At 52.7% G+C, this 20,977-nt stretch carries 23 protein-coding genes; 9 read left to right on the top strand and 14 right to left on the bottom strand.

The genetic code is table 11. The features are described 5' to 3' along the window. Window positions 1-20: 20 nt before the first annotated feature. Window positions 21-920 (bottom strand): DNA-binding transcriptional repressor CitR, encoded by a 900-nt coding sequence (citR, locus tag F8561_RS14330; protein WP_032677673.1) that lies wholly within the window; start codon window positions 918-920, stop codon window positions 21-23. A 639-nt stretch (window positions 921-1,559) separates the two neighbouring features. Here citR and ahpC point away from each other — a divergent pair. Together ahpC and ahpF are read left to right on the top strand one after the other, a co-directional pair. Next, entirely contained in the window at window positions 1,560-2,123 is a 564-nt protein-coding gene (ahpC, locus tag F8561_RS14325; protein ID WP_008501015.1) for an alkyl hydroperoxide reductase subunit C, read from the top strand. 175 nt (window positions 2,124-2,298) lie between these two features. Continuing rightward, window positions 2,299-3,864: an alkyl hydroperoxide reductase subunit F gene (ahpF, locus tag F8561_RS14320; protein WP_032681429.1), complete on the top strand. Its 1,566-nt coding sequence runs from the start codon at window positions 2,299-2,301 to the stop codon at window positions 3,862-3,864. A 59-nt stretch (window positions 3,865-3,923) separates the two neighbouring features. Here the strand turns inward: ahpF and uspG are convergent, their stop codons facing one another. Beyond that, the gene (uspG, locus tag F8561_RS14315; RefSeq protein ID WP_020885008.1) at window positions 3,924-4,352 is read right to left on the bottom strand and encodes a universal stress protein UspG; all 429 of its coding nucleotides are present in this window, start codon (window positions 4,350-4,352) and stop codon (window positions 3,924-3,926) included. Window positions 4,353-4,532: 180 nt separating this feature from the next. On the opposite strand from uspG, the gene F8561_RS14310 reads away from it, so the two are divergent. Continuing rightward, a complete protein-coding gene (locus F8561_RS14310) occupies window positions 4,533-5,771 on the top strand; it encodes a zinc-dependent alcohol dehydrogenase (RefSeq protein ID WP_032681428.1) in 1,239 nt (412 codons plus the stop codon). 9 nt (window positions 5,772-5,780) lie between these two features. On the opposite strand, the gene yldA is transcribed toward F8561_RS14310, so the two are convergent. Further along, on the bottom strand, window positions 5,781-5,870 hold the full coding sequence (gene yldA / locus F8561_RS24565) for a small membrane protein YldA (protein WP_271661446.1): 90 nt from the start codon (window positions 5,868-5,870) through the stop codon (window positions 5,781-5,783). 137 nt (window positions 5,871-6,007) lie between these two features. Next, window positions 6,008-6,418 carry a nucleoside diphosphate kinase regulator gene (rnk, locus tag F8561_RS14305; protein WP_014169101.1) on the bottom strand — a complete coding sequence of 137 codons (411 nt, stop codon included), beginning with the start codon at window positions 6,416-6,418 and terminating at the stop codon, window positions 6,008-6,010. Window positions 6,419-6,672: 254 nt separating this feature from the next. Between rnk and F8561_RS14300 the strand changes: the two genes are divergently transcribed. Together F8561_RS14300 and F8561_RS14295 are read left to right on the top strand one after the other, a co-directional pair. Continuing rightward, complete coding sequence (locus F8561_RS14300; RefSeq protein WP_020885006.1) at window positions 6,673-7,503, top strand: alpha/beta fold hydrolase; 831 nt, start codon at window positions 6,673-6,675, stop codon at window positions 7,501-7,503. An 89-nt stretch (window positions 7,504-7,592) separates the two neighbouring features. After that, window positions 7,593-8,210, top strand: coding sequence for a flavin reductase family protein (locus F8561_RS14295; RefSeq protein WP_151887611.1), 618 nt, complete (start codon window positions 7,593-7,595; stop codon window positions 8,208-8,210). On the opposite strand, the gene rna is transcribed toward F8561_RS14295, so the two are convergent. Next, a complete protein-coding gene (gene rna, locus F8561_RS14290; protein WP_020885004.1) occupies window positions 8,204-9,013 on the bottom strand; it encodes a ribonuclease I in 810 nt (269 codons plus the stop codon). The two genes, F8561_RS14295 and rna, sit on opposite strands and share 7 nt — an antisense overlap. A gap of 94 nt (window positions 9,014-9,107) precedes the next feature. Next, the gene (gene dcuC / locus F8561_RS14285; protein ID WP_020885003.1) at window positions 9,108-10,475 is read right to left on the bottom strand and encodes an anaerobic C4-dicarboxylate transporter DcuC; all 1,368 of its coding nucleotides are present in this window, start codon (window positions 10,473-10,475) and stop codon (window positions 9,108-9,110) included. Between the two features lie 495 nt (window positions 10,476-10,970). Here dcuC and pagP point away from each other — a divergent pair, with 495 nt between their 5' ends. Continuing rightward, window positions 10,971-11,588 (top strand): lipid IV(A) palmitoyltransferase PagP, encoded by a 618-nt coding sequence (gene pagP / locus F8561_RS14280; protein ID WP_014169108.1) that lies wholly within the window; start codon window positions 10,971-10,973, stop codon window positions 11,586-11,588. 190 nt (window positions 11,589-11,778) lie between these two features. Then, entirely contained in the window at window positions 11,779-11,988 is a 210-nt protein-coding gene (cspE, locus tag F8561_RS14275; RefSeq protein ID WP_002439184.1) for a transcription antiterminator/RNA stability regulator CspE, read from the top strand. Window positions 11,989-12,207: 219 nt separating this feature from the next. Here the strand turns inward: cspE and crcB are convergent, their stop codons facing one another. Then, window positions 12,208-12,591, bottom strand: a complete 384-nt coding sequence (crcB, locus tag F8561_RS14270; RefSeq protein WP_014169110.1) for a fluoride efflux transporter CrcB — start codon at window positions 12,589-12,591, stop codon at window positions 12,208-12,210. A gap of 67 nt (window positions 12,592-12,658) precedes the next feature. Between crcB and F8561_RS14265 the strand changes: the two genes are divergently transcribed. After that, window positions 12,659-13,447 (top strand): deaminated glutathione amidase, encoded by a 789-nt coding sequence (locus F8561_RS14265; RefSeq protein ID WP_151887610.1) that lies wholly within the window; start codon window positions 12,659-12,661, stop codon window positions 13,445-13,447. 126 nt (window positions 13,448-13,573) lie between these two features. Next, window positions 13,574-13,777, top strand: a complete 204-nt coding sequence (gene tatE / locus F8561_RS14260; RefSeq protein WP_014169112.1) for a twin-arginine translocase subunit TatE — start codon at window positions 13,574-13,576, stop codon at window positions 13,775-13,777. A gap of 82 nt (window positions 13,778-13,859) precedes the next feature. On the opposite strand, the gene lipA is transcribed toward tatE, so the two are convergent. The 7 genes from lipA to mrdB all read right to left on the bottom strand — a co-directional run bounded on the left by lipA (window position 13,860) and on the right by mrdB (window position 20,976). Beyond that, window positions 13,860-14,825, bottom strand: a complete 966-nt coding sequence (lipA, locus tag F8561_RS14255; protein WP_014169113.1) for a lipoyl synthase — start codon at window positions 14,823-14,825, stop codon at window positions 13,860-13,862. 207 nt (window positions 14,826-15,032) lie between these two features. After that, window positions 15,033-15,986 (bottom strand): YbeF family transcriptional regulator, encoded by a 954-nt coding sequence (locus F8561_RS14245; protein ID WP_151887609.1) that lies wholly within the window; start codon window positions 15,984-15,986, stop codon window positions 15,033-15,035. 291 nt (window positions 15,987-16,277) lie between these two features. Next, complete coding sequence (gene lipB, locus F8561_RS14240) at window positions 16,278-16,919, bottom strand: lipoyl(octanoyl) transferase LipB (RefSeq protein ID WP_151887608.1); 642 nt, start codon at window positions 16,917-16,919, stop codon at window positions 16,278-16,280. A gap of 95 nt (window positions 16,920-17,014) precedes the next feature. Next, a complete protein-coding gene (ybeD, locus tag F8561_RS14235; protein WP_003858718.1) occupies window positions 17,015-17,278 on the bottom strand; it encodes a DUF493 family protein YbeD in 264 nt (87 codons plus the stop codon). 105 nt (window positions 17,279-17,383) lie between these two features. Continuing rightward, window positions 17,384-18,595 carry a D-alanyl-D-alanine carboxypeptidase DacA gene (gene dacA / locus F8561_RS14230; protein WP_014169116.1) on the bottom strand — a complete coding sequence of 404 codons (1,212 nt, stop codon included), beginning with the start codon at window positions 18,593-18,595 and terminating at the stop codon, window positions 17,384-17,386. A gap of 139 nt (window positions 18,596-18,734) precedes the next feature. Continuing rightward, window positions 18,735-19,847 (bottom strand): endolytic peptidoglycan transglycosylase RlpA, encoded by a 1,113-nt coding sequence (rlpA, locus tag F8561_RS14225; protein ID WP_151887607.1) that lies wholly within the window; start codon window positions 19,845-19,847, stop codon window positions 18,735-18,737. Between the two features lie 16 nt (window positions 19,848-19,863). Further along, a complete protein-coding gene (gene mrdB, locus F8561_RS14220) occupies window positions 19,864-20,976 on the bottom strand; it encodes a peptidoglycan glycosyltransferase MrdB (protein ID WP_014169118.1) in 1,113 nt (370 codons plus the stop codon). Window position 20,977: the final 1 nt, after the last annotated feature.

The raw sequence follows: 20,977 nt of genomic DNA, 5'->3' as shown, positions 1-20,977 counted from the left end.
AGCGACACAGCCCGTCGCTGTTATTTTTCTGTTACTTCGTTAATAAATTTCGCGAATGCCGTACTGTTCAATGCCGAACGATTATAAATCATAAAAATGTCAAGCGAGGGAAGGGTGAACGGTGCAGTGATTTTTTTGAGTCTTAGCACTTCACTGTATTTATCAAATAAAATTTCGGGTACGTAACCAATTAAATGAGAGGCACTTATCATCGAAATAATAGTAAATACAGAGTCACAGCGAAAACCGATTGTCTTTTCCGCATGCACTTTTTCTGCCATCGATTGATAGGTTTTAACGCCCGGCTCATCACTGAGGAATATCGTAAACTTCTCTTCCTGAAGCTCTTCCATGGTGGCCACCTCTTTCATCCGCGGATGATCCTGGCTGCAGACCAGCAGGACGGAATAGGATGCATATGGCACACAAATCATTGAACGGTTACTAACCGGGGCCATTGAGAAAATTAAGTCTGCTTTACGGTATGCCAGCAGATCCTCTGCGGAGTCAGCAGAGAGCAGCATGTCATGCAATTCAATCTCGTAATTGTGCTCTCGCATCAATAATTTAAGCGGGCCCAACAAGTTTTCTGTGGTCAGGATTTGCGGGCTGTACACCACAAAATTCTTTTTTAGCGTTGAGCCATGCATGATGTTAATCGTCTGCTCAAGCTGGTTGAGGTTTTGCTCAAGATGATGGTGCAGGTTCACGCCTACCGTGGTGGGCGTAATCCCTTTCCCGGAACGAATGAACAGGGGATCGTTGAGCTGATTACGCAACCTTTGCAGCGACTGGCTGACCGCCGAGGGCGTAATATAGAGCGTTTCTGCTGCCTTGCTGATGCTTAAGTGCTGATAAATACACTCGAAAATTACCAGCAGATTAAGATCAAATTTTTTCAGATCGTAGAGATTAGCCATGTTTCATCCTGAGTGGACTGCGTTGCGTTAACACATCACTGATAACTATAGAAGGAAGTTAATCATTTACCATCCATGCAATTAACTTACTTAATTAGAGTTGTATGTTGACTTAATATATCACGATGGCAGATTTATAAAATAGAGCTTCAATGAATATTAAGATATTTTTATCTCTAAAACTGCGAGGGTGTTTGCATTAAAATAGTCTCAATTATATATAGACAAATAATTATCATTCATTTTTATTAATCCTCGCAGGCGCGTCTTCACTCCTGCGCGATAAACCGTGTTCGATGAAACCTATCACAGCCATAGATACGATTGGCGCTCATGTGCATTGCCCTCGCGCTGTGCGGGTGTTGTAATCAAGGCGCTGTTACGGCCTTGATATGAGGTATGTAGAGCGCAACGCAACGCCAGCAATTGCTGGCACTGAAAGTTCCTGTGGAAAGTTCAGGTATCAGGGCCGCCCACCAGGGCGGCCTTTTTACTTTTGGCTTTTCGTTAATTCAGTTCATCACGTTGTCTTGTTCGGGTTGTTAGGTATGGCTGATTGATTTGATAAAGCAAACGCATTAGCCCACCCGGCGAAAGTTGGTTACCTTACATCTCAACGAAAACACGGAGGAAGTACAGATGTCTTTGATTAATACCAAAATTAAACCTTTCAAAAACCAGGCGTTCAAAAACGGTGAATTCATCGAAGTGACCGAGAAAGATACCGAAGGCCGCTGGAGCGTCTTCTTCTTCTATCCGGCTGACTTCACCTTCGTTTGCCCTACCGAACTGGGTGACGTTGCAGACCATTACGACGAACTGCAGAAGCTGGGCGTAGACGTTTACTCTGTTTCTACCGACACCCACTTCACCCACAAAGCATGGCACAGCAGCTCTGAAACCATCGCGAAAATCAAATATGCGATGATCGGCGACCCGACTGGCGCCCTGACCCGTAACTTCGACAACATGCGTGAAGATGAAGGCCTGGCTGACCGTGCTACCTTCGTTGTTGACCCGCAGGGCATTATCCAGGCAATCGAAGTTACCGCTGAAGGTATCGGCCGTGATGCTTCTGACCTGCTGCGTAAAGTGAAAGCGGCGCAGTACGTTGCTTCTCACCCAGGCGAAGTTTGCCCGGCGAAATGGAAAGAAGGCGAAGCGACTCTGGCACCGTCTTTAGACCTGGTTGGCAAAATCTAAGTTTCCCGCCGTCTTTCGCGCAGAGCATCGCCTGCTCTGACGCGACAGGCTCCGGAAATGACAGTCGTAATGGGCGCGCCCGCGCCCATTTTATTCCAGCACCATGATGCAAGTTGCATTCAGGCCGCCCGAATAAGGCAGCTTGCATGATGACGTTTTTAGAGAGGGAAGAACAATGCTCGACACCAATATGAAAACCCAGCTCAAGGCCTACCTTGAGAAACTGACCAAACCTGTTGAGCTGATTGCCACGCTGGACGACAGCGCTAAATCGGCAGAGATCAAGGAACTGCTGGCAGAGATCGCCGAACTGTCACCGAACGTGACCTTCAAAGAAGATAACGGTCTGGCGGTGCGCAAGCCCTCCTTCCTGATCACCAATCCGGGTTCTGACCAGGGGCCGCGTTTTGCCGGTTCTCCACTGGGCCACGAATTTACCTCGCTGGTGCTGGCACTGCTGTGGACCGGTGGTCATCCGTCAAAAGAGGCGCAAGCGCTGCTCGAGCAGATCCGCGACATTGACGGCGATTTTGAGTTTGAAACCTATTACTCACTCTCCTGCCATAACTGCCCGGACGTGGTGCAGGCGCTGAACCTGATGTCGGTGCTGAACCCGCGCATTAAGCACACGGCGATTGACGGCGGTACGTTCCAGAACGAAATCACCGACCGTAACGTCATGGGCGTTCCGGCGGTCTTTATGAACGGTCAGGAGTTTGGCCAGGGCCGTATGACGCTGACCGAAATCGTTGCCAAAGTGGACACGGGCGCCGAAAAACGTGCGGCAGAAGCGCTGAACAAACGTGACGCGTATGATGTTCTGATTGTCGGCTCCGGCCCGGCGGGCGCGGCGGCGGCGGTTTACTCCGCCCGTAAAGGCATTCGTACCGGCCTGATGGGCGAACGCTTCGGTGGCCAGGTGCTCGACACCGTGGATATCGAAAACTACATCTCTGTGCCGAAGACCGAAGGCCAGAAACTGGCTGGCGCACTGAAGGCGCACGTCAGCGATTATGAAGTGGATGTGATCGACAGCCAGAGCGCCAGCAAGCTGGTTCCGGCCGCGGTTGAAGGGGGATTACACCAGATTGAAACTGCCTCCGGCGCGGTGCTGAAAGCGCGCAGCATTATCATTGCCACCGGCGCCAAATGGCGCAACATGAACGTCCCGGGTGAAGATCAGTATCGCACCAAAGGCGTCACCTACTGCCCGCACTGCGACGGCCCGCTGTTTAAAGGTAAACGCGTGGCGGTGATCGGCGGCGGTAACTCCGGTGTAGAAGCGGCGATTGACCTGGCGGGTATCGTTGAACACGTCACCCTGCTGGAGTTCGCCCCAGAAATGAAAGCGGACCAGGTGCTGCAGGACAAAGTGCGTAGCCTGAAAAACGTCGATATCGTGCTGAATGCGCAGACCACGGAAGTGAAAGGTGACGGCAGCAAAGTGACCGGTCTGGAATACCGCGACCGCGTGAGCGGTGACGTGCATAGCGTGGCGCTGGCGGGGATCTTCGTACAGATTGGTCTGTTGCCAAACACCACCTGGCTGGACGGCGCGATTGAGCGCAACCGCATGGGCGAAATTATTATCGATGCGAAATGCGAAACCAGCGTGAAAGGGGTGTTCGCGGCAGGGGACTGCACCACGGTTCCGTACAAACAGATCATCATTGCCACCGGTGAAGGGGCGAAAGCGTCTCTGAGCTCGTTCGATTATCTGATTCGCACCAAAACGGCATAAAAAGAAAGCAAGACTACACCTGCAACAGCAAGAGGCCACCGAAAGGTGGCCTCTTTTTTTTACCTGACGACCATCACCGGAATGTGGGTGTGGCGGATCACGCTCGACGCGTTAGAGCCCAGCAGGTGGGTGGTAATGGAAGGATTACGGGAACCGATCACCACGACGTCTGCTTTCAGTTCATTGGCCAGTTCATTAACGGCATCCCGCACGCTGCCGAACCTGACGTGAGTTTTGATACGTGAAGGGTCGATGCTGAAATGCCCGACCATGGTTTGTAGACGATTTTCAGCTTCGTGCTGAAGATGCTCTTCGAAGCGACGTACATCGGCGGCAAAGCGGTGCAGACTCAGGCTGGCGGAACCCGGTAACACGTGTAACAGATGGATGATCCCGTCCTGCTGCGCCAGAAACTCCGCGTGGCGTACGGCCTTGTCGCTCAGCTCCATCTCGAAAACATCAACCGGCATAATGATTGTCTGATACATACCCGTTTCTCCTTGTTTATAAACGCTGAATTCATTCAACCACAAAATATGAATGGTTTCTGTAAGCGCGGCGCCACTTTTTGATCTCGCCAGGAAAAATCTCAAAAGATCCGTCATCACGGGCAAGTCTTCTGGGGTAGCTACCCTTTATACACTGTCCTGGATCCTTTCGGAGGTTGCATGAAAGCACTCACGTATCACGGCCCACATCATGTTCGCGTCGAGAATGTCCCCGATCCCATCATTGAACAGCCAGACGATATTATTCTGCGGGTCACGGCTACGGCGATTTGCGGGTCCGATCTGCATCTCTATCGCGGCAAAATCCCGAAGGTGCAACACGGCGATATTTTTGGTCATGAATTTATGGGGGAAATCGTTGAGTGTGGCAGGGAGGTGAAGAATTTACAGAAGGGCGATCGCGTGGTTATCCCGTTTGTGATTGCCTGTGGTGACTGTTTCTTCTGCCGTCTGCAGCAATACGCGGCCTGCGAGACGACCAACGCCGGGCAGGGCGCCGCGCTGAACAAAAAGCAGATTCCCGCGCCGGCCGCGCTGTTTGGCTATAGCCATCTCTACGGCGGCGTGCCGGGAGGCCAGGCGGAATATGTTCGCGTACCGAAGGGGAACGTTGGGCCGTTCAAGGTGCCGCCGCTGTTGTCCGATGACAAAGCGCTGTTCCTGTCAGATATTTTACCCACCGCCTGGCAGGCGGCAAAAAATGCGCAGATCGAAAAAGGATCGAGCGTGGCCGTTTTCGGCGCCGGGCCGGTGGGGTTGCTGACCATTGCCTGCGCGCGGCTGCTCGGGGCGGAACAGATCTTCGTCATCGACCATCACCCGTATCGCCTGCGATTCGCTCAGGCGCGCTACGGCGCAATCCCTGTCAACTTTGATGATGAGAACGATGCCGCCGAAAAAATCATTGAGCAAACTGCCGGCCAGCGTGGTGTCGATGCGGTGATTGATGCCGTCGGGTTCGAAGCCAAAGGCAGCACCACGGAAACAATCCTCAGCAACCTTAAAATTGAAGGCAGCAGCGGCAAAGCGTTGCGTCAGTGTATCGCGGCTGTCCGGCGCGGCGGCGTTGTCAGCGTCCCTGGCGTTTACGCCGGGTTTATTCACGGCTTCCTGTTTGGCGATGCCTTCGATAAAGGGCTGAGTTTCAGGATGGGGCAGACACACGTCCACGCCTGGCTGGGCGAGTTGCTGCCGCTTATCGAAAAAGGGCTGCTTACGCCGGAGGAGATTGTGACCCACTATCTGCCGCTGGCGGATGCGGAACGCGCCTACAAGATTTTCGAAAAACGGGAGGAGGAGTGCCGCAAGGTCATTCTGGTGCCGGGGGCGGAAACGCCTGACGCGGCGGCACAGCAGGTGAAAGGCCTGGTCAATGCTTTCCCGGGTGGGGTGGTGTGAGATTATCGCTTACCGATGACGCTCAAGATAAAGCACCGCCATGACGATGATCGCCAGAATAATGAGAAAAATAAGTGTGATAACCACTATCTCACTCATGACCGTCCCCGCGGCACCCAAACAGATTAAGCGTGGGTTAAGGGGTTTTCGGGCGATATAGGATAATCGGGTGAATTTGCGGAAAGAGGATGCGGGTGCATCCTCTGTGCAACGCGGGAGCGTTTGTTCAGATGGGGTTAACGCAGGTAGTCGCCCGCGGCTTCTGGCTGGTAGAGCAGCTCCAGCACTTCCAGATGCGCCGCGGCACCGCCTGGCAACGCCCAGTTGATGGTGTCTCCCGTACGCAGACCAAGAAGCGCGGCACCCACAGGGGCAAGGACCGAAAGCTGTGCACTGCTGTCGGTCATCTGCGCCGGGTAGACCAGCGTTCGGGTCAGCTCTTCACCAGTGGCCAGGTTACGGAATTTAACCCGGCTGTTCATGGTGACCACGTCGTGAGGCATGGATTCAGGCGTGCACATCTGCGCCCGGTCAAGCTCTTCATTCAGGGCGTCAGCCACCGGAAGCGAAGCGAATTCTGCTTTTTCCAGCAGTCTGTCAATACGTTCTGCGTCAAGCTCATTGATGATGATGGTGGGTCTGGACATTTTTTACTCCATGTCGTTAATGCTGCGTGTAACGCAGAAACCAATCCAAAAGAAAACCCTCGCCGTCTGGCAGCGAGGGTTTAACTCTTCTGATGATACTGGCTGAGCGCACAACTTTGAAGTGATACAGGTCACATTCATGGGTCATATGAATTTTCGGTGAAAAACGTGCTCCCTTGCCAATTTGGATTATTCTTTTTAAGCGCCCCCTGCGGGCGACTATCCGCATTCAGTGTTTCTTCTCAGGAGATCTCATGAGCGATTACGACAAAATTACGTTGAAAGACGGCAGTTATTTATATTTTAAAGACTGGGGAAGCGGGCAACCCGTGGTGTTTAGCCACGGCTGGCCGCTGACGGCGGATGCCTTTGAAGACCAAATGTTATACCTGGGATCAAAAGGATTTCGCGTAATTGCACATGACCGCCGCGGACATGGCCGCTCAGCGCAGCCGTGGGATGGGCACAATATGGATCAGTATGCCGACGACCTGGCTGAGCTGACGGCGCGTCTGAATCTGAAAGACGCTGTTCACGTGGGGCATTCAACCGGCGGTGGCGAAGTGGCGCGCTATATTGGTCGCCACGGTACGGATCGCGTGGCGAAAGCGGTACTTATTGGTGCCGTGACACCGATTATGATCAAAACCGATTTCAACCCGAACGGTGTGCCGAAAGAGGTGTTTGATGGTATTCGGGAAGGCGTGATTAACGATCGCGCAGCTTTCTTCTATGCGCTAACCGAGGCGTTTTATGGCTATAACCGCCCGGGGGCGAAAGAGTCCAAAGCGGTGCGGGAGAGCTTCGTTGAGCAGGGGCTTCAGGGGTCGATCAAGGCGCTGTATGACTGCGTCAAAGCGTTCTCTGAAACCGATCTGCGTGAAGATCTGAAAAAGATGACTATCCCGACGCTGGTGATCCACGGCGACGACGACCAGATAGTCCCGATCGAGACCTGTGGTCGGGTGGCTGCAGAGATCCTGCCGAACGCTGAGCTGAAGGTCTATGCCGGGGGTTCTCACGGCATATGCACCACGCATAAGCACCAGATCAATGACGATTTGCTGAAATTTATTCAGTCTTAATTCCTGGCGGATTGCGTTACGCTGAGTGTCCTGATCCAGGGTACTGAGCGAAACGCAATTCGTGTCTGCCCCACCATTAAGAGAGCACTATGTATTTCTATCAACCTTCTCTGGGACACGGCCTGCCGCATGACCCACTGAACGCGATTATTGGCCCACGCCCGATTGGCTGGATCTCCTCGTGCGACAACGCCGGTCAGCTGAATCTCGCGCCGTATAGCTTCTTTAACTGCTTTAACTATCGTCCGCCCATCATCGGTTTTTCCAGCAACGGCTGGAAAGACAGCGTGCGTAATATTACCGAAACCGGCGAGTTTGTCTGGAACCTGGCGACGCGCGATCTGGCTGAAGCGATGAATGCGACCTCGGCTATGCTTCCCTACGATGAAAATGAATTTACCTTTGCGGGGTTAACCCCAGCGGCCAGCAAGCTGGTGAACGCCCCGCGGGTGGCAGAAAGCCCGGTTAACTTTGAGTGTCGCCTGTCGCAGTGTATTCAGCTTACCGGGGCCGACGGCACACCGGTTGATACCTGGCTGGTGCTCGGCGAAGTGGTGGGTATTCACATCGCCGAAACGTTGCTGGAAGAGGGGATTTATCAGACGGCGAAAGCGCAGCCCATCCTGCGTGCGGGTGGGCCGACGGCTTACTATGGCATCAGTGACGAGCACCGGTTTGACATGACCCGACCGATCGTCAATCAGTGACCGGCTTTATCAATGACGAATTGTTTTCCGCAGTTACCCGGGTGTGGCTGCGGAGCAAATGAGGTCGCAGAAAGCGGGTTATTAATGGTGTCTGCCTTCAGTGAGATCTGCATTTCGGTCAGGTAGGACGGGTTGCCATTACAGGTAAGCTTGAACGCTTTGACATTCTCCTTGCCCCAGCCTTTGGCCACGGCACTGTCAAAGTCGCTGCGGCTTACGGTTTTTCCATAGTTATCGGCGAGGAACTTGCCGACCGCGCTGTTTTTTATCTCCTGATTCATGCGCACCATCGTGCCGAAATACGCGTCAGGATCAAAACCAAAGCACACGCCGTGTTTGGCATATTCGTAGCGTTCCAGGCAGGAGTTACCGCCAGCACCCGGCATAACGCTGTTCAGCTTCGCAGCACCTGAAAGCGACAGTCCGGTTTCGGCGGCAGCGCATTTGCGGCTGGCCTTCACCTCCGGCATGTTCGGGATTGGACGGGTCGCGCAGCCAAAACGCATCCAGCGACGTTCATCCACACCCCGTGCGGCAACAGATTTTGGCAGCCCCGGCCATAATCCGTGCACGGTCAGAAAATCGGTTTTGTTATCACTCTCTTTTTGTAAACGGCACTCTTCAGGCTCGTTGCGGTTACGGTCGGCCATGCTCTGGCAGAACCCGGTTTGCCAGGAAAGAGCCAGAACGTAGCGATCGAAATCGCCATACTGCGTTGCCTTGAGTGGGTCGGCCTGTGCGGAGAATACACAGAGTGCCAGCGCGATTGCGCCAGACGGAATAACGATATCCTTCCTGAACATGTGATTTCCTGATCGAATGAGCATGAATAATTTCTGGAAATTATTAAAGCACAAAAAGCGCCCGCAGGCGCTTTCTGGATATCAGGAATTTAGCTTAAGCTGCGCCGGGTACCAGCACCTGCGTGGCAATAATCACGATAATCAGCCCCACAATCACGGGGACGGAGGTGCGTTTGATCACTTCAAAAGGCGAGATTTTTGCCATCCCGGCAACGGCTACAACCACACCCGATACCGGCGAAATGGTGCGACCGAGGTTTGACGCCTGCAGCATGGGGATGGAGAGATAGGCCGGGTTAATGCCCGAAGAGTGAGCCAGTTTCGGGATCATCTCAACGAAGGCGTAGAACGGCGCGTTACCTGAACCGGTGGTCATGGCGGCGAGCATGGTCAGCACTACCAGAACCAGCATCAGGATAATACTGGCCGAGCCGAACGAGGTGGCGATGGAAATCAGGCTCTGAATAAAGCCGATGGTGCTCAGGCCCTGGGCGAAGACGCCTGCTGCAACCAGCAGCATAACGACCCCTGCAAACGCATCCGCCATACCGCGATAGGCCACTTCCAGACCCGAGAAGACTTTCTGCGTGTTAAACCCACGCACAAACTCCAGCAGGGCGGCCAGCAGCATGCAGATCACCAGAATGGTGATGATGTGCAGCTGCGGGCCCCATTTACCGTCAAAAATAAGCACGCCAATAATAGGTGTGAACGGCAGAATGGCATAAAACGCCGGCGCGGTGGTGGTGATTTCACTCACGTCCAGCATCTCGTGGCTGATGTTCTCCTTCTTATCGAGATAACGCTGCCAGAAGAAGTGCGCGATGCCCATGCCGACAATGGCGACGATAGAAATGGGCAGCGTGGTTTTGAACGCAAAGTCGATAAGCGACATCTCAGCGGCTTTGGCTGCGAGCACGACATCACCGGAGGTGGGGGAAAGAATAATGGCGGCCGGCGAGGCGCAAATCGCGGCGGCCGCGCCGCGGCTGATACCGACGTTAACCATAATCGGGAACAGGGTGGCCATTAACAGTACGCCCAGACCGGTTGCGGACGACACGGCGAGGGACATCAGGCAGGCAAGGAAATAGGCCGCGACCATCAGCAGATACGGGGAGTTAATGTACTGCAGCGGTTTGGACGCCAGTTTAACCACCATATCATTCGCCCCGATATGGGTCATGTACGCCGCAAAACCGCACAGCATCATGATCATCATACCCAGGTCGCCACCGCGGCTCATGAGCAGGATTTTAATGTATTCAACAATGTCAGTGGCGGTGTAGCCCGTACTGTCTGCGCTGGCCGGTAACACCTGATGGCCCATGATGGCGCTGATAATGAGCAGGGTTAGCCCGCCGACAAATAACACCCCTGTGGCCGAGTAACCTTTAATGATGTAGCGCGCTACACCGACAATGACGACGACTCCGATAAGGAGCTCGATAAACGTAAGCATGGTTTCCCCTGTGTCCTTGCTGCCCGAGAGCACAAATAATCAATAAAAAAGAAGGATGAAATGTGCCGAATTAATGTTCTGTCCTTGCTGATTAAAATCAATAAACAGACTACTAAAGAAGATATTAACGGTATTTTTGCCATCGCCCCGGCATTTATCTCATGCGCATATTGACCGGTAGAGATATCACTATATGTCAATTAAATGATAATGGGTTGTTAAATATTTTGTGGGTTTAAATTCGCCGCAGAAAGAAAAGGCAAAAACCCTTTGGGAATTGAGTTTTTAATGGCTGCCGGCAGCCCTCCGGAACGGGCCCTGGAGACCGTCATTGCTGGCGTTGGTGAGGTTGTCCAGCGTATTAAAGTCTAATAAAGACTTACTTTTTCTGTGCTTATTATGGCGTGAAGGCATGTTCCTCTCAGAATATTCCCAGGAAGAAGTTGATTAATTAGGAATAACGCTGATGCTGTTAAGCTTTGATTAAACTATTTTATGGTAAACTTTGCCTCGAATACTAAGAATGGTAATTGCATTGTGATTGTACGTAATAAATTTTTCCTCATTTTGTTGTTTATTTTTGGGCAGTTAGCATTGTCGTCTGTTGCACACGCCGAGAGCAATGCAACCGATAAAGGCTGGTTCTCCACCTTCACTGATAATGTGTCGCAGACCTGGACTGCGCCAGAGCATTATGACCTGTATGTTCCGGCAATAACGTGGCATGCGCGTTTTGCCTATGACAAAGAAAAGACTGACAAATATAACGAGCGCCCGTGGGGGGCTGGTTTTGGTCAGTCGCGTTGGGACGAAAAAGGGAACTGGCATGGCATCTATCTGATGGCCTTTAAAGATTCCTTTAACAAATGGGAACCGATCGGGGGTTATGGCTGGGAGAAAACCTGGCGTCCGTTAGCCGATGAAAACTTCCATGTGGGGCTGGGCTACACCGCCGGTGTGACCGCACGCGACAACTGGAACTACATTCCGATTCCGGTGCTGCTGCCTCTGGCCTCTATCGGCTATGGTCCGGCAACGTTCCAGATGACCTATATCCCGGGGACATACAACAACGGTAACGTTTACTTCGCCTGGATGCGTTTTCAGTTTTAACTGAAAAAACGTCACGTGGTGGTGAAAAAATGTGCAGCCGTTGATTCCGTTGAGATAAAAAACCGTCATCAGAAATTAACGCGACTTTAGTCACTTTTTATCAAAGAACCGCTGGACAAAAGGTCCCACAATTGATGTACTGGTACCCGACACAGCATTTGTGTCGTTTTTTAATGTAAAGGTAATTTTGATGTCTAAGATTAAAGGTAACGTTAAGTGGTTTAATGAGTCCAAAGGATTCGGTTTCATTACTCCTGAAGATGGCAGCAAAGACGTGTTCGTACACTTCTCTGCAATCCAGTCTAATGGTTTCAAAACTCTGGCTGAAGGTCAGCGTGTAGAGTTCGAAATCACTAACGGTGCCAAAGGCCCTTCTGCTGCTAACGTAATCGCTCTGTAATTCAGACGCGTCAGCAAGAATTTCAAAACCCGCTCACTGAGCGGGTTTTTTTCGCGTGGAATCAGCTAAGCAGATACATTTTGAGGAAGCTGGCAACGATCAGCACGCTCAACAACACCACACCTGCGCTCATCAGGTTCTGTTTCATTCTGTCACCCTCGTTCAGTATTGCGTTCAGAGTGACAGAGAAAAATTAAGCCAACATTAACGCAGCGTCTGTTAGTGCGTCGTGGCGGAGGAAAATAGCCAGAATGCGATCCCCGTCATCGCAAAGGAGCCGAGCATATTAATCGCAATGTTCATCAGCGCCCAGCCGACACGCCCTTCCTGAAACAGGAAAACCACTTCCGCCGAGAACGTGGAGAAGGTGGTTAAACCGCCGCAAAAGCCGGTGGTAATTAATAGCTTCCACACGGGATCGATATGCGTCATACGGTTAAACCAGGCCAGCCCCACGCCAATAATGAAAGCACCTATCAGGTTAGCCGCCAGCGTACCCATTGGAATAGCCTGATGCAGGGGATTAAAACGCATACTCAAAAACCACCGCGCAACGCTACCCGTACCCCCACCAATAAAAACGGCTAAAAGTAGTTGTAACACTGTAAATACCTGCTATTTGATGTGTAAGAGTGGCGAGTTTAACGCGGTTTTTGCTGAGGGGACAAATATGTATGTTGCGGTAGGACAGTTTGCGGTTACGCCTGACTGGCAAGAGAATGCAGATAGATGTGTCTCTCTGATGAGGCAGGCCCGCCTGAAAGAAGCATCCTTGCTGGTGCTGCCGGAGGCGCTGCTGGCAAGAGATGACCACGACCCGGACCTGTCGGTGAAGTCTGCCCAGCCTCTGGACGGCGGATTTTTGCAGCACCTGCTGGCGGAAAGCGTGGGCAATGGTTTGACCACCCTCTTTACGGTGCATGTCCCCTCGACGACGGGACGGGCGGTAAATACGCTCGTGGCCATCCGTGACGGCGCGATCGTTGCGCGCTATGCCAAACTCCATCTTTATGATGCCTTCAGCATTCAGGAATCACGGCGGGTGGATCAGGGAGACAGTATCCCACCGCTGCTTGATGTCGATGGCTTTAAGATTGGGTTGATGACCTGCTACGACCTGCGTTTTCCTGAGCTGGCACTTACGCTCGCGTTAAAGGGGGCTGACGTGCTGGTAGTGCCTGCCGCGTGGGTCAAGGGGCCGCTTAAAGAGCAGCACTGGGCAACGCTCCTTACAGCGCGTGCGCTGGATACTACCTGTTATGTTGTGGCCTCGGGGGAGTGCGGCAATAAGAACATTGGGCAGAGCAGGGTGGTGGATCCGCTGGGTGTTACGATAGCCGCTGCGGCGGAAGCCCCGGTTTTGCTGATGACAGAGTTACAGCGGGAGAGGATTACGCTTGCACGGCAGCAATTACCGGTTCTTCGCAACCGTCGGTTTGCGCCACCGCAATTATTGTGATGTTTTTTTCAACAATGCTTGATTCACCTTGTTACAGATTGCTATTGTGTGCACGCGTCAAATGACCGTTAATACAATCAGGTTTTTGGCGCTGAATGCAGCCTGGTTTATGTAAAGAAGGTATCTATGGGTGAGATTAGTATTACCAAACTGCTGGTGGTTGCCGCACTGGTCGTCCTGCTGTTTGGTACCAAGAAGTTACGCACGCTGGGTGGTGACCTGGGTGCCGCCATCAAAGGCTTTAAGAAAGCGATGAACGACGATGATGCGGCTGCGAAGAAAAGCGCCGAGGGTGACATCCCGGCAGAGAAGCTTTCTCACAAAGAGTAACGGCAATGCCTGAGGGCTTGCGAAAAAAAAACCGGCTCAAGAGGCCGGTTTTTTTGCATTACTGTAAGTGAATATTACAGCCTTATTTCACTTCTTCGCCTTTTGCCTGCATATCGGCATGGTAAGAGGAGCGAACAAATGGGCCGCAGGCTGCGTGGGTAAAGCCCATCGCCATCGCTTCGGCTTTCATCTCATCAAACTCATCCGGGCTCACGTAGCGCTGCACGGGCAGGTGGTGGCGGCTTGGCTGCAGATACTGTCCCAGCGTCAGCATGGTCACACCGTGGCGGCGCAGATCGCGCATCACTTCGATGATCTCAGCATTCGTTTCACCGAGACCAACCATCAGGCCTGACTTGGTGGGAATATGGGGATGCGCTTCTTTAAAACGCTCCAACAGCTTCAGAGACCAGTTATAGTCCGCACCAGGACGTACCTGACGGTAGAGACGTGGCACGTTCTCCAGGTTGTGGTTAAACACGTCTGGTGGCGTCGCGGTCAGGATGTCCAGCGCGCGATCCATACGGCCGCGGAAGTCTGGAACCAGCGTCTCAATTTTGATGTTCGGGCTTTTCTCACGAATAGCGGTAATGCAGTCAGCGAAGTGCTGAGCACCGCCATCACGCAGATCGTCACGGTCAACGGAGGTAATAACGACATAACGCAGCGCCATATCGGCGATGGTCTGTGCCAGTTTCTGAGGTTCGTTGGCGTCGGGTGCTACCGGGCGGCCATGAGCCACATCGCAGAAGGGGCAGCGGCGGGTACAGATGGCACCCAGAATCATAAACGTCGCGGTACCGTGATTGAAACATTCAGCAAGGTTCGGGCAAGAGGCTTCTTCACAGACGGAGTGAAGGCCGTTCTTGCGCATCGCCGCTTTGATCCCCTGGATACGCGAAGAGTCAGCCGGAAGTTTGATTTTCATCCATTCCGGTTTTCTTAACAGCGCTTCGCGCTCTGTAGCCACGTTTTTAACCGGGATAAGGGCCATTTTATCGGCATCGCGGTATTTAACACCGCGTTCCATCACAATGGGTTTACTCATAGCGTGCGTGTTCCAGTTGCGAATATCGAAGGAAAGCGTTTCTATTCAAGGGAATGTTGTATTTATCAACTATTTTTGAACGAACGACAGGCAGTATATCATTGAAACGGTCGGTAAAGCAGCCTGCCAGGTCGCCAATTTGTAAAATAGTTGTTGTTTTGTGCGTTTTGCCCGGCAGGGGGCAGGGGCTTGTGCTGTATCAACCTGTCAGAAGGCCTGGCGGATGACGCGGATAACGTTTTCCAGCACCGGATCGCGCAAGCTGAGTTTGTTGTAATGCAGTGAAATCTCGATAGATTCCGCATTGAGCTGGTTGAGAGGAATGCTCTCCAGCGGCCAACATTTACGCAACAAGGTATACAGACGCGAAGGCATGATGCAGAGCATGTCGCTGCTGCCAATCAGGGAGGCAGTGGTGAACATATTGTAACTACTGAAGCTGATCTGGCGTTCCGGGAATATCTCATCGATTCGCTGACGCAGCGCATGGTTGGACTGCCCTTCGGTCATGAAAGACGAATGATCGTAGTTGCGCAGATTTTCAATGGTCAACGGCCCGCTCAGGGCGGGATGCTGCTGGCGGCACACCAGCACCAGGTTATCCGCATACAGGACATGTTGTCCGAGCGCTCGGGCGCTAAAGCTGCCGCTTTCTATAATCAGGTCGGTCTGAAACTGAGTAAGCTGAATATCAGGCTCGTTGAGCGGCACATTTCGCAGCAGGAGTTGGGGAACATGCTCTTTTATCGCCTGAAAAATAGCGGGCATCACCAGCACGCCGACAGACGGGGTGCAGCCGATAGTGATGGTTCTCTGTTTGTCATAGCTGCCGGTTAAATCCAGCGCACCCAGAATCGACTCCAGCCCCTGGCTGATGTACTCATGCAGATGGGTGGCGTAGGCCGTGGGCGTAACCCCCTGGCCCTTACGAATAAATAACGGGTCGGGAAATATAGCGCGCAGTTTTTGAATTGACTGGCTTATTGCTGAAGGCGTGAGATTAAGAATTTTCGCAGCATTAACGATACCCTTATGGACATATACTGCCTCAAAAATAGTCAACAAATTGAGATCAATATTACGTAAAGTCCGAAAAATTTGTGGCTTGTCCTCACCACCGGGGTCATTCAGTCGTTTGGCTGGTAAATTATTATACTCCACGCTTTCACTCCGTATACATTCACATTATGAATGATAGTTGAATTTATTTATTATGCTTGTAGAGATTCGTAAAGTGTTGGTTTTGTTTCACTTGTTTATCAAAAACAAACAGTTGTGTGATTATCACGCAAGTTACTTACGCCCTGTATGCAGTTCTGGCTGGAGGCTAAATAATATGTAGCGGTAATATTCGGGCGCTTCGAAAATATAGAATAAGCGGATTATTGTAAAGCGTAAAAGCGGTAAATAAACAGTGGCCCGTCAAATAATCGAGCCATGATGCATGATATATTAAGCAGTGATATATTCGTAAGATGGATTGTTAAGTAGGGCTAAAACGTTCTTCAAAAGCACAGGACGAATATTCTCTGGCGTTGCGCTTTCAACCCACTGGCGCATTTGCGTCATCTCCATTCCGGCGTAGCCGCAGGGGTTTATGCGCTGGAAGGGGGTAAGATCCATATTAATATTCAGTGCCAGCCCGTGGAAGGAGCAGCCCTTGCGGATACGCAGCCCCAGTGAGCAAATCTTACTTTCTCCCACATAGACGCCCGGCGCATCGGCACGCGGATGGGCTTCAATACCGTATTCCGCCAGCGTGTTAACCACGGTTTTTTCCAGCAGGGTAACCAGTTCGCGAACGCCGAGCTTTCTGCGCTTCAGGTTCAGCAGAACGTACATCACCTGCTGCCCAGGCCCGTGGTACGTGACCTGCCCACCGCGATCGCTTTGAATTACCGGGATATCACCCGTCATCAATAAATGTTCCGCTTTTCCCGCCTGTCCCTGTGTAAATACCGGCAGGTGTTCGACCAGCCAGATCTCATCAGGGGTGGTGTCATCGCGTGAATCGGTGAAATCATGCATGGCCTGGGAGACAGGCTCGTAAGGTTGCAGCCCGAGATGACGGACAAGAATTTTATCCTGATACAAAAGGACGTCTCCGAAGACGAGGGACAAAAGGTGAGGGAGAGTATATCACAAGCGGGGAGGCGGGTTACCCGGCAAACCGGGTAACCGCAGAGGGACTACAGCACCATACGAACAATTTCGATATTGCCGAGCTCTTCGTACAGCGTCTCAACCTGCTCAATGTGGGTTGCGGTAATGGTAATGGATACCGAGTGGTAGTTGCCCTTGCTGCTTGGTTTTACTGACGGAGAGTAGTCACCCGGCGCATGGCGCTGTACCACTTCAACCACCTGATCAACCAGCTCAGGTTTCGCCAGACCCATTACTTTGTAGGTAAACGGGGTAGGGAATTCAAGCAGTTCGTTAAGTTTGGTTTTCATGTCAGCTCCGGCGTAACGTCAAAAAGAATAACTCCCACGACAGGTGGGAGTTATCAGGATATCTAGTATATGGGGATCAAAATCACACTTTCAAGTGTTCAATTTTTAGCCAAACCAGTGATGGAACATCAATTTAATGTAATCAATGATTTTGCCGAAGAAATTGCCTTCCGGGATTTCTTGCAGAACAACCAGCGGACGCTGATCGATGGTTTTACCATCCAGCTGGAAGTTGATGGTGCCCACCACCTGGTTTTTCTGCAGTGGCGCGTGCAGCTCAGTGGTGTTCAGCACGTAGCTGGCTTTCAGATCTTTCATGCGACCACGAGGAATGGTCAGGTACAGATCTTTATCCACACCAAGGGAAGCACGGTCGTTATCACCGAACCAGACTGGCTCAGAAGCAAACTCTTTACCGGCTTTCAGCGGGTTCACGGTTTCGAAGAAACGGAAGCCCCAGGTCAGCAATTTCTTGCTTTCCGTCTCACGACCTTTGAAGGTACGACCGCCCATCACGGCAGAGATCAGACGCATCTGGCCTTCGGTGGCAGAAGCAACCAGGTTGTAGCCAGCTTTATCGGTATGGCCAGTTTTGATGCCGTCAACGTTCAGGCTGTTATCCCACAGCAGGCCGTTACGGTTGGTCTGACGGATACCGTTGAAGGTGAACTCTTTCTCTTTATAGATGGAGTATTCGTTCGGCACGTCACGGATCAGCGCCTGACCAATCAACGCCATATCACGTGCGGAGCTGTACTGACCATCTGCGTCCAGACCATGTACGGTCTGGAAATGGCTGTTCTTCAGACCCAGCGCGGTGACGTAGCTGTTCATCAGACCGACGAAGGCATCCTGGCTTCCCGCGGCGAAATCGGCCATTGCCACGCACGCATCGTTACCGGATTGCAGGTTAATACCACGGATCAGCTGAGAAACAGGAACCTGCATGCCCGGTTTCAGGAACATCAATGATGAACCTTTAAATACCGGGTTGCCGGTTGCCCACGCATCGTTACCGATGGTGACCAGATCCGTTTCTTTGAACTTCCCTGCTTTCATGGCCTGGCCGATAACGTAGCTGGTCATCATTTTGGTCAGGCTTGCCGGATCGCGGCGGGCGTCGGCATTCTGTTCAGCCAACACTTTGCCAGAGTTGTAGTCGATCAGGATATACGATTCCGCGTCGATTTGCGGAACGCCAGGGATCATGGTCTTGATATTCAGGTCATCGGCGTGAGCTGCAGAGAGAGCAGTTGCGCAAAGGGCCGTGGTCAGCGCCATGCGCTGCACAAAACGAGCAGAAAAAGTGGTCTTCATGGTCAGAACAACGACATCCGTGATGGAATTAAAAAAAGTGCCTTACTATAGCAAATGCTATTCAGGCAGGCATCCGACTTTAAGCATGAGTTTGTGAATGTGTTTTACACAAATTGACACTTTGGATGCCGCCAGTTCATTATTTCGCTACAGCGATAAATGATTGTAGTTGGGCTTCATTTTGCAGGCGCTGCTGCAGAGACGCTGCCTGCGATTTGCTGGCAAACGGTCCCATCTGAATACGCCATACTGCGCCGTTTTGCGCAACGCGTCCCGGAACACCAAACTGCTGGCTCAGACGCTGTTGATACTGCTGCGCACGGGCCTGATCGCTTACCGCCCCAACCTGAACCACAAAGCCGCCGCTGGCCGCCGCCGGAGCCGCAACCGGTGTGCTTTGCGCCGTCGTCGGAGCCGTTACGGGCGCAGGCTCTGTGGCAGGAGCGGCAACAGGAGCCGGTGCTGGCGTAGGTTCGCTGCCTTCCAGGACGCCGGTGGCTAACGTTGTCGGCGCGCCAAGGAAGCCGCTACTCTTTACCGGCGCACTCGTCGTGTCTTCACTCTGCAGCGTATCATTACTGATTGGGCGCACTTCTCCTGCTGGCTGAGAAGGCTCTGCCGGAGAAGAGACGCTTCCCATGCCGCCGTCCAGGTTCGGGCGGTCAGGAAGGGCGTAAGTCTGTTTCGCCACCGTCGTACACGCGGTACCTGGCCCGGAGAGGGTGCCATCCTGCGCCACGATAATCGGGTCAATACGGACTTTGGTATTGTTCGAGGTGTTCAGGCGGTCTGCAGCCGCGCGTGACAGGGAGATCACCCGGTCGTTACCGTAGGGACCACGATCGTTAATGCGTACCACGATCATACGACCATTCGCCAGGTTGGTGATACGGGCGTAGCTCGGGACAGGCAGGGTCGGGTGAGCCGCCGTCAGTTGCATCGGATCGAACGCTTCGCCGGTCGCCGTCAGGTTGCTGCCTGGCTCGGCATCATAAATGGCGGCAAAGCCAGCCTGGCTAAAGCGGGAGGGATCCTGAACAATTTTGTAGCTTTTGCCGTCGCGCTCGTAATCCTGATTCGCGCTGGCATTGAGCGGTTCATAAACGGGATCGGCACCGCTGATTTCAACGATCGGGCCATTACAAACCGCAGGCTGCGGCGGCGCGACGGTTGCCTGTTGCTGACCATCATCACTTGTGCAGGCCGCAAGTAAACTTGCCGCAATGCAGATCCCCAGCCACTGCTTACGCATTCCGATCCCCTTATTTTTATACGCTTTTTGACAACATTTTTCTGTGGGTATGGATCGACATCACGATACCAAACCCGGCCATCAACACGATCAGTGCCGAGCCTCCGTAGCTCACCAGCGGGAGCGGGACGCCAACAACCGGCAGAATACCACTCACCATACCAATATTTACGAAGACATAAACGAATAAAATCAGCATCAACCCGCCTGCCATCACGCGGCCAAAGGTGGTTTGCGCACGCGCGGCGATCCACAGCCCTCGCATGATCAACAGCACATACAGCGCCAGCAGAATCAGGATGCCAACCAGGCCCAGCTCTTCCGCCAGAACCGCAAAGATAAAGTCGGTGTGGCGTTCCGGTAAGAACTCCAGCTGGGACTGGGTGCCGTGCAGCCAGCCTTTACCGCGCAGGCCGCCGGAACCGATCGCAATCTTGGACTGAATAATATGATAGCCCGCACCCAGCGGATCGGTTTCCGGATCGAGCAGCATCATGACGCGTTGTCGCTGGTAATCATGCATCAGGAAGAACCAGAGAATCGGGATGAACGCTGCCACCAGCACGACTGCAATGCCAATCAGACGCCAGCTTAAACCCGACAGGAACAGGACAAACAGGCCGGAGAGGGCGATAAGAATCGAGGTACCGAGGTCAGGCTGCGCCGCAACCAGCAGCGTCGGCAGGAAAATCAGCACCAGCGCAATGGCGGTATTTTTCAGCGAAGGCGGGCAGACGTCACGGTTAATAAAACGCGCCACCATCAAGGGAACCGCTATTTTGGCTATTTCAGAGGGCTGGAAGCGGACAACGCCCAGATCCAGCCAGCGCTGCGCGCCTTTAGAGATGGCCCCAAAGGCATCTACCGCAACCAGCAGCACAATACAGAATATGTACAGATACGGTGCCCAGCCTTCATAGACCCGCGGCGGGATCTGCGCCATGACCACCATAATGACCAGGCCCATCGCGATCTGGCCGATTTTGCGCTCCATCATGCCGATGTCCTGGCCGCTGGCGCTCCAGATAACCAGGGCGCTGTAAACCAGCAGAGCCAGCAGGATCAGCAGCATGGCTGGGTCGATGTGGATTTTATCCCACAGCGATTTTTTATTTGGATTATCCGTCATG

This window comes from Enterobacter sp. 198, from assembly GCF_009025585.1.
In the GTDB taxonomy this organism is placed as follows: Bacteria; Pseudomonadota; Gammaproteobacteria; order Enterobacterales; family Enterobacteriaceae; genus Enterobacter; species Enterobacter ludwigii.
Note: the sequence above shows the minus strand (reverse complement) of the source record. Positions and strands in the feature narration are given on the sequence as shown.

Excerpts from the sequence above, each read along its gene's own strand:
- ahpC (WP_008501015.1), top strand. The coding sequence starts at position 1,560 with ATGTCTTTGATTAATACCAAAATTAAACCTTTCAAAAACCAGGCGTTC.
- dcuC (WP_020885003.1), bottom strand. The coding sequence starts at position 10,475 with ATGCTTACGTTTATCGAGCTCCTTATCGGAGTCGTCGTCATTGTCGGT.
- cspE (WP_002439184.1), top strand. The coding sequence starts at position 11,779 with ATGTCTAAGATTAAAGGTAACGTTAAGTGGTTTAATGAGTCCAAAGGA.
- F8561_RS14265 (WP_151887610.1), top strand. The coding sequence starts at position 12,659 with ATGTATGTTGCGGTAGGACAGTTTGCGGTTACGCCTGACTGGCAAGAG.
- uspG (WP_020885008.1), bottom strand. The coding sequence starts at position 4,352 with ATGTATCAGACAATCATTATGCCGGTTGATGTTTTCGAGATGGAGCTG.
- F8561_RS14310 (WP_032681428.1), top strand. The coding sequence starts at position 4,533 with ATGAAAGCACTCACGTATCACGGCCCACATCATGTTCGCGTCGAGAAT.
- ahpF (WP_032681429.1), top strand. The coding sequence starts at position 2,299 with ATGCTCGACACCAATATGAAAACCCAGCTCAAGGCCTACCTTGAGAAA.
- dacA (WP_014169116.1), bottom strand. The coding sequence starts at position 18,595 with ATGAAGACCACTTTTTCTGCTCGTTTTGTGCAGCGCATGGCGCTGACC.
- pagP (WP_014169108.1), top strand. The coding sequence starts at position 10,971 with ATGGTAAACTTTGCCTCGAATACTAAGAATGGTAATTGCATTGTGATT.
- F8561_RS14295 (WP_151887611.1), top strand. The coding sequence starts at position 7,593 with ATGTATTTCTATCAACCTTCTCTGGGACACGGCCTGCCGCATGACCCA.
- rlpA (WP_151887607.1), bottom strand. The coding sequence starts at position 19,847 with ATGCGTAAGCAGTGGCTGGGGATCTGCATTGCGGCAAGTTTACTTGCG.
- tatE (WP_014169112.1), top strand. The coding sequence starts at position 13,574 with ATGGGTGAGATTAGTATTACCAAACTGCTGGTGGTTGCCGCACTGGTC.
- yldA (WP_271661446.1), bottom strand. The coding sequence starts at position 5,870 with ATGAGTGAGATAGTGGTTATCACACTTATTTTTCTCATTATTCTGGCG.
- rna (WP_020885004.1), bottom strand. The coding sequence starts at position 9,013 with ATGTTCAGGAAGGATATCGTTATTCCGTCTGGCGCAATCGCGCTGGCA.
- F8561_RS14300 (WP_020885006.1), top strand. The coding sequence starts at position 6,673 with ATGAGCGATTACGACAAAATTACGTTGAAAGACGGCAGTTATTTATAT.
- citR (WP_032677673.1), bottom strand. The coding sequence starts at position 920 with ATGGCTAATCTCTACGATCTGAAAAAATTTGATCTTAATCTGCTGGTA.
- rnk (WP_014169101.1), bottom strand. The coding sequence starts at position 6,418 with ATGTCCAGACCCACCATCATCATCAATGAGCTTGACGCAGAACGTATT.
- mrdB (WP_014169118.1), bottom strand. The coding sequence starts at position 20,976 with ATGACGGATAATCCAAATAAAAAATCGCTGTGGGATAAAATCCACATC.
- lipA (WP_014169113.1), bottom strand. The coding sequence starts at position 14,825 with ATGAGTAAACCCATTGTGATGGAACGCGGTGTTAAATACCGCGATGCC.
- ybeD (WP_003858718.1), bottom strand. The coding sequence starts at position 17,278 with ATGAAAACCAAACTTAACGAACTGCTTGAATTCCCTACCCCGTTTACC.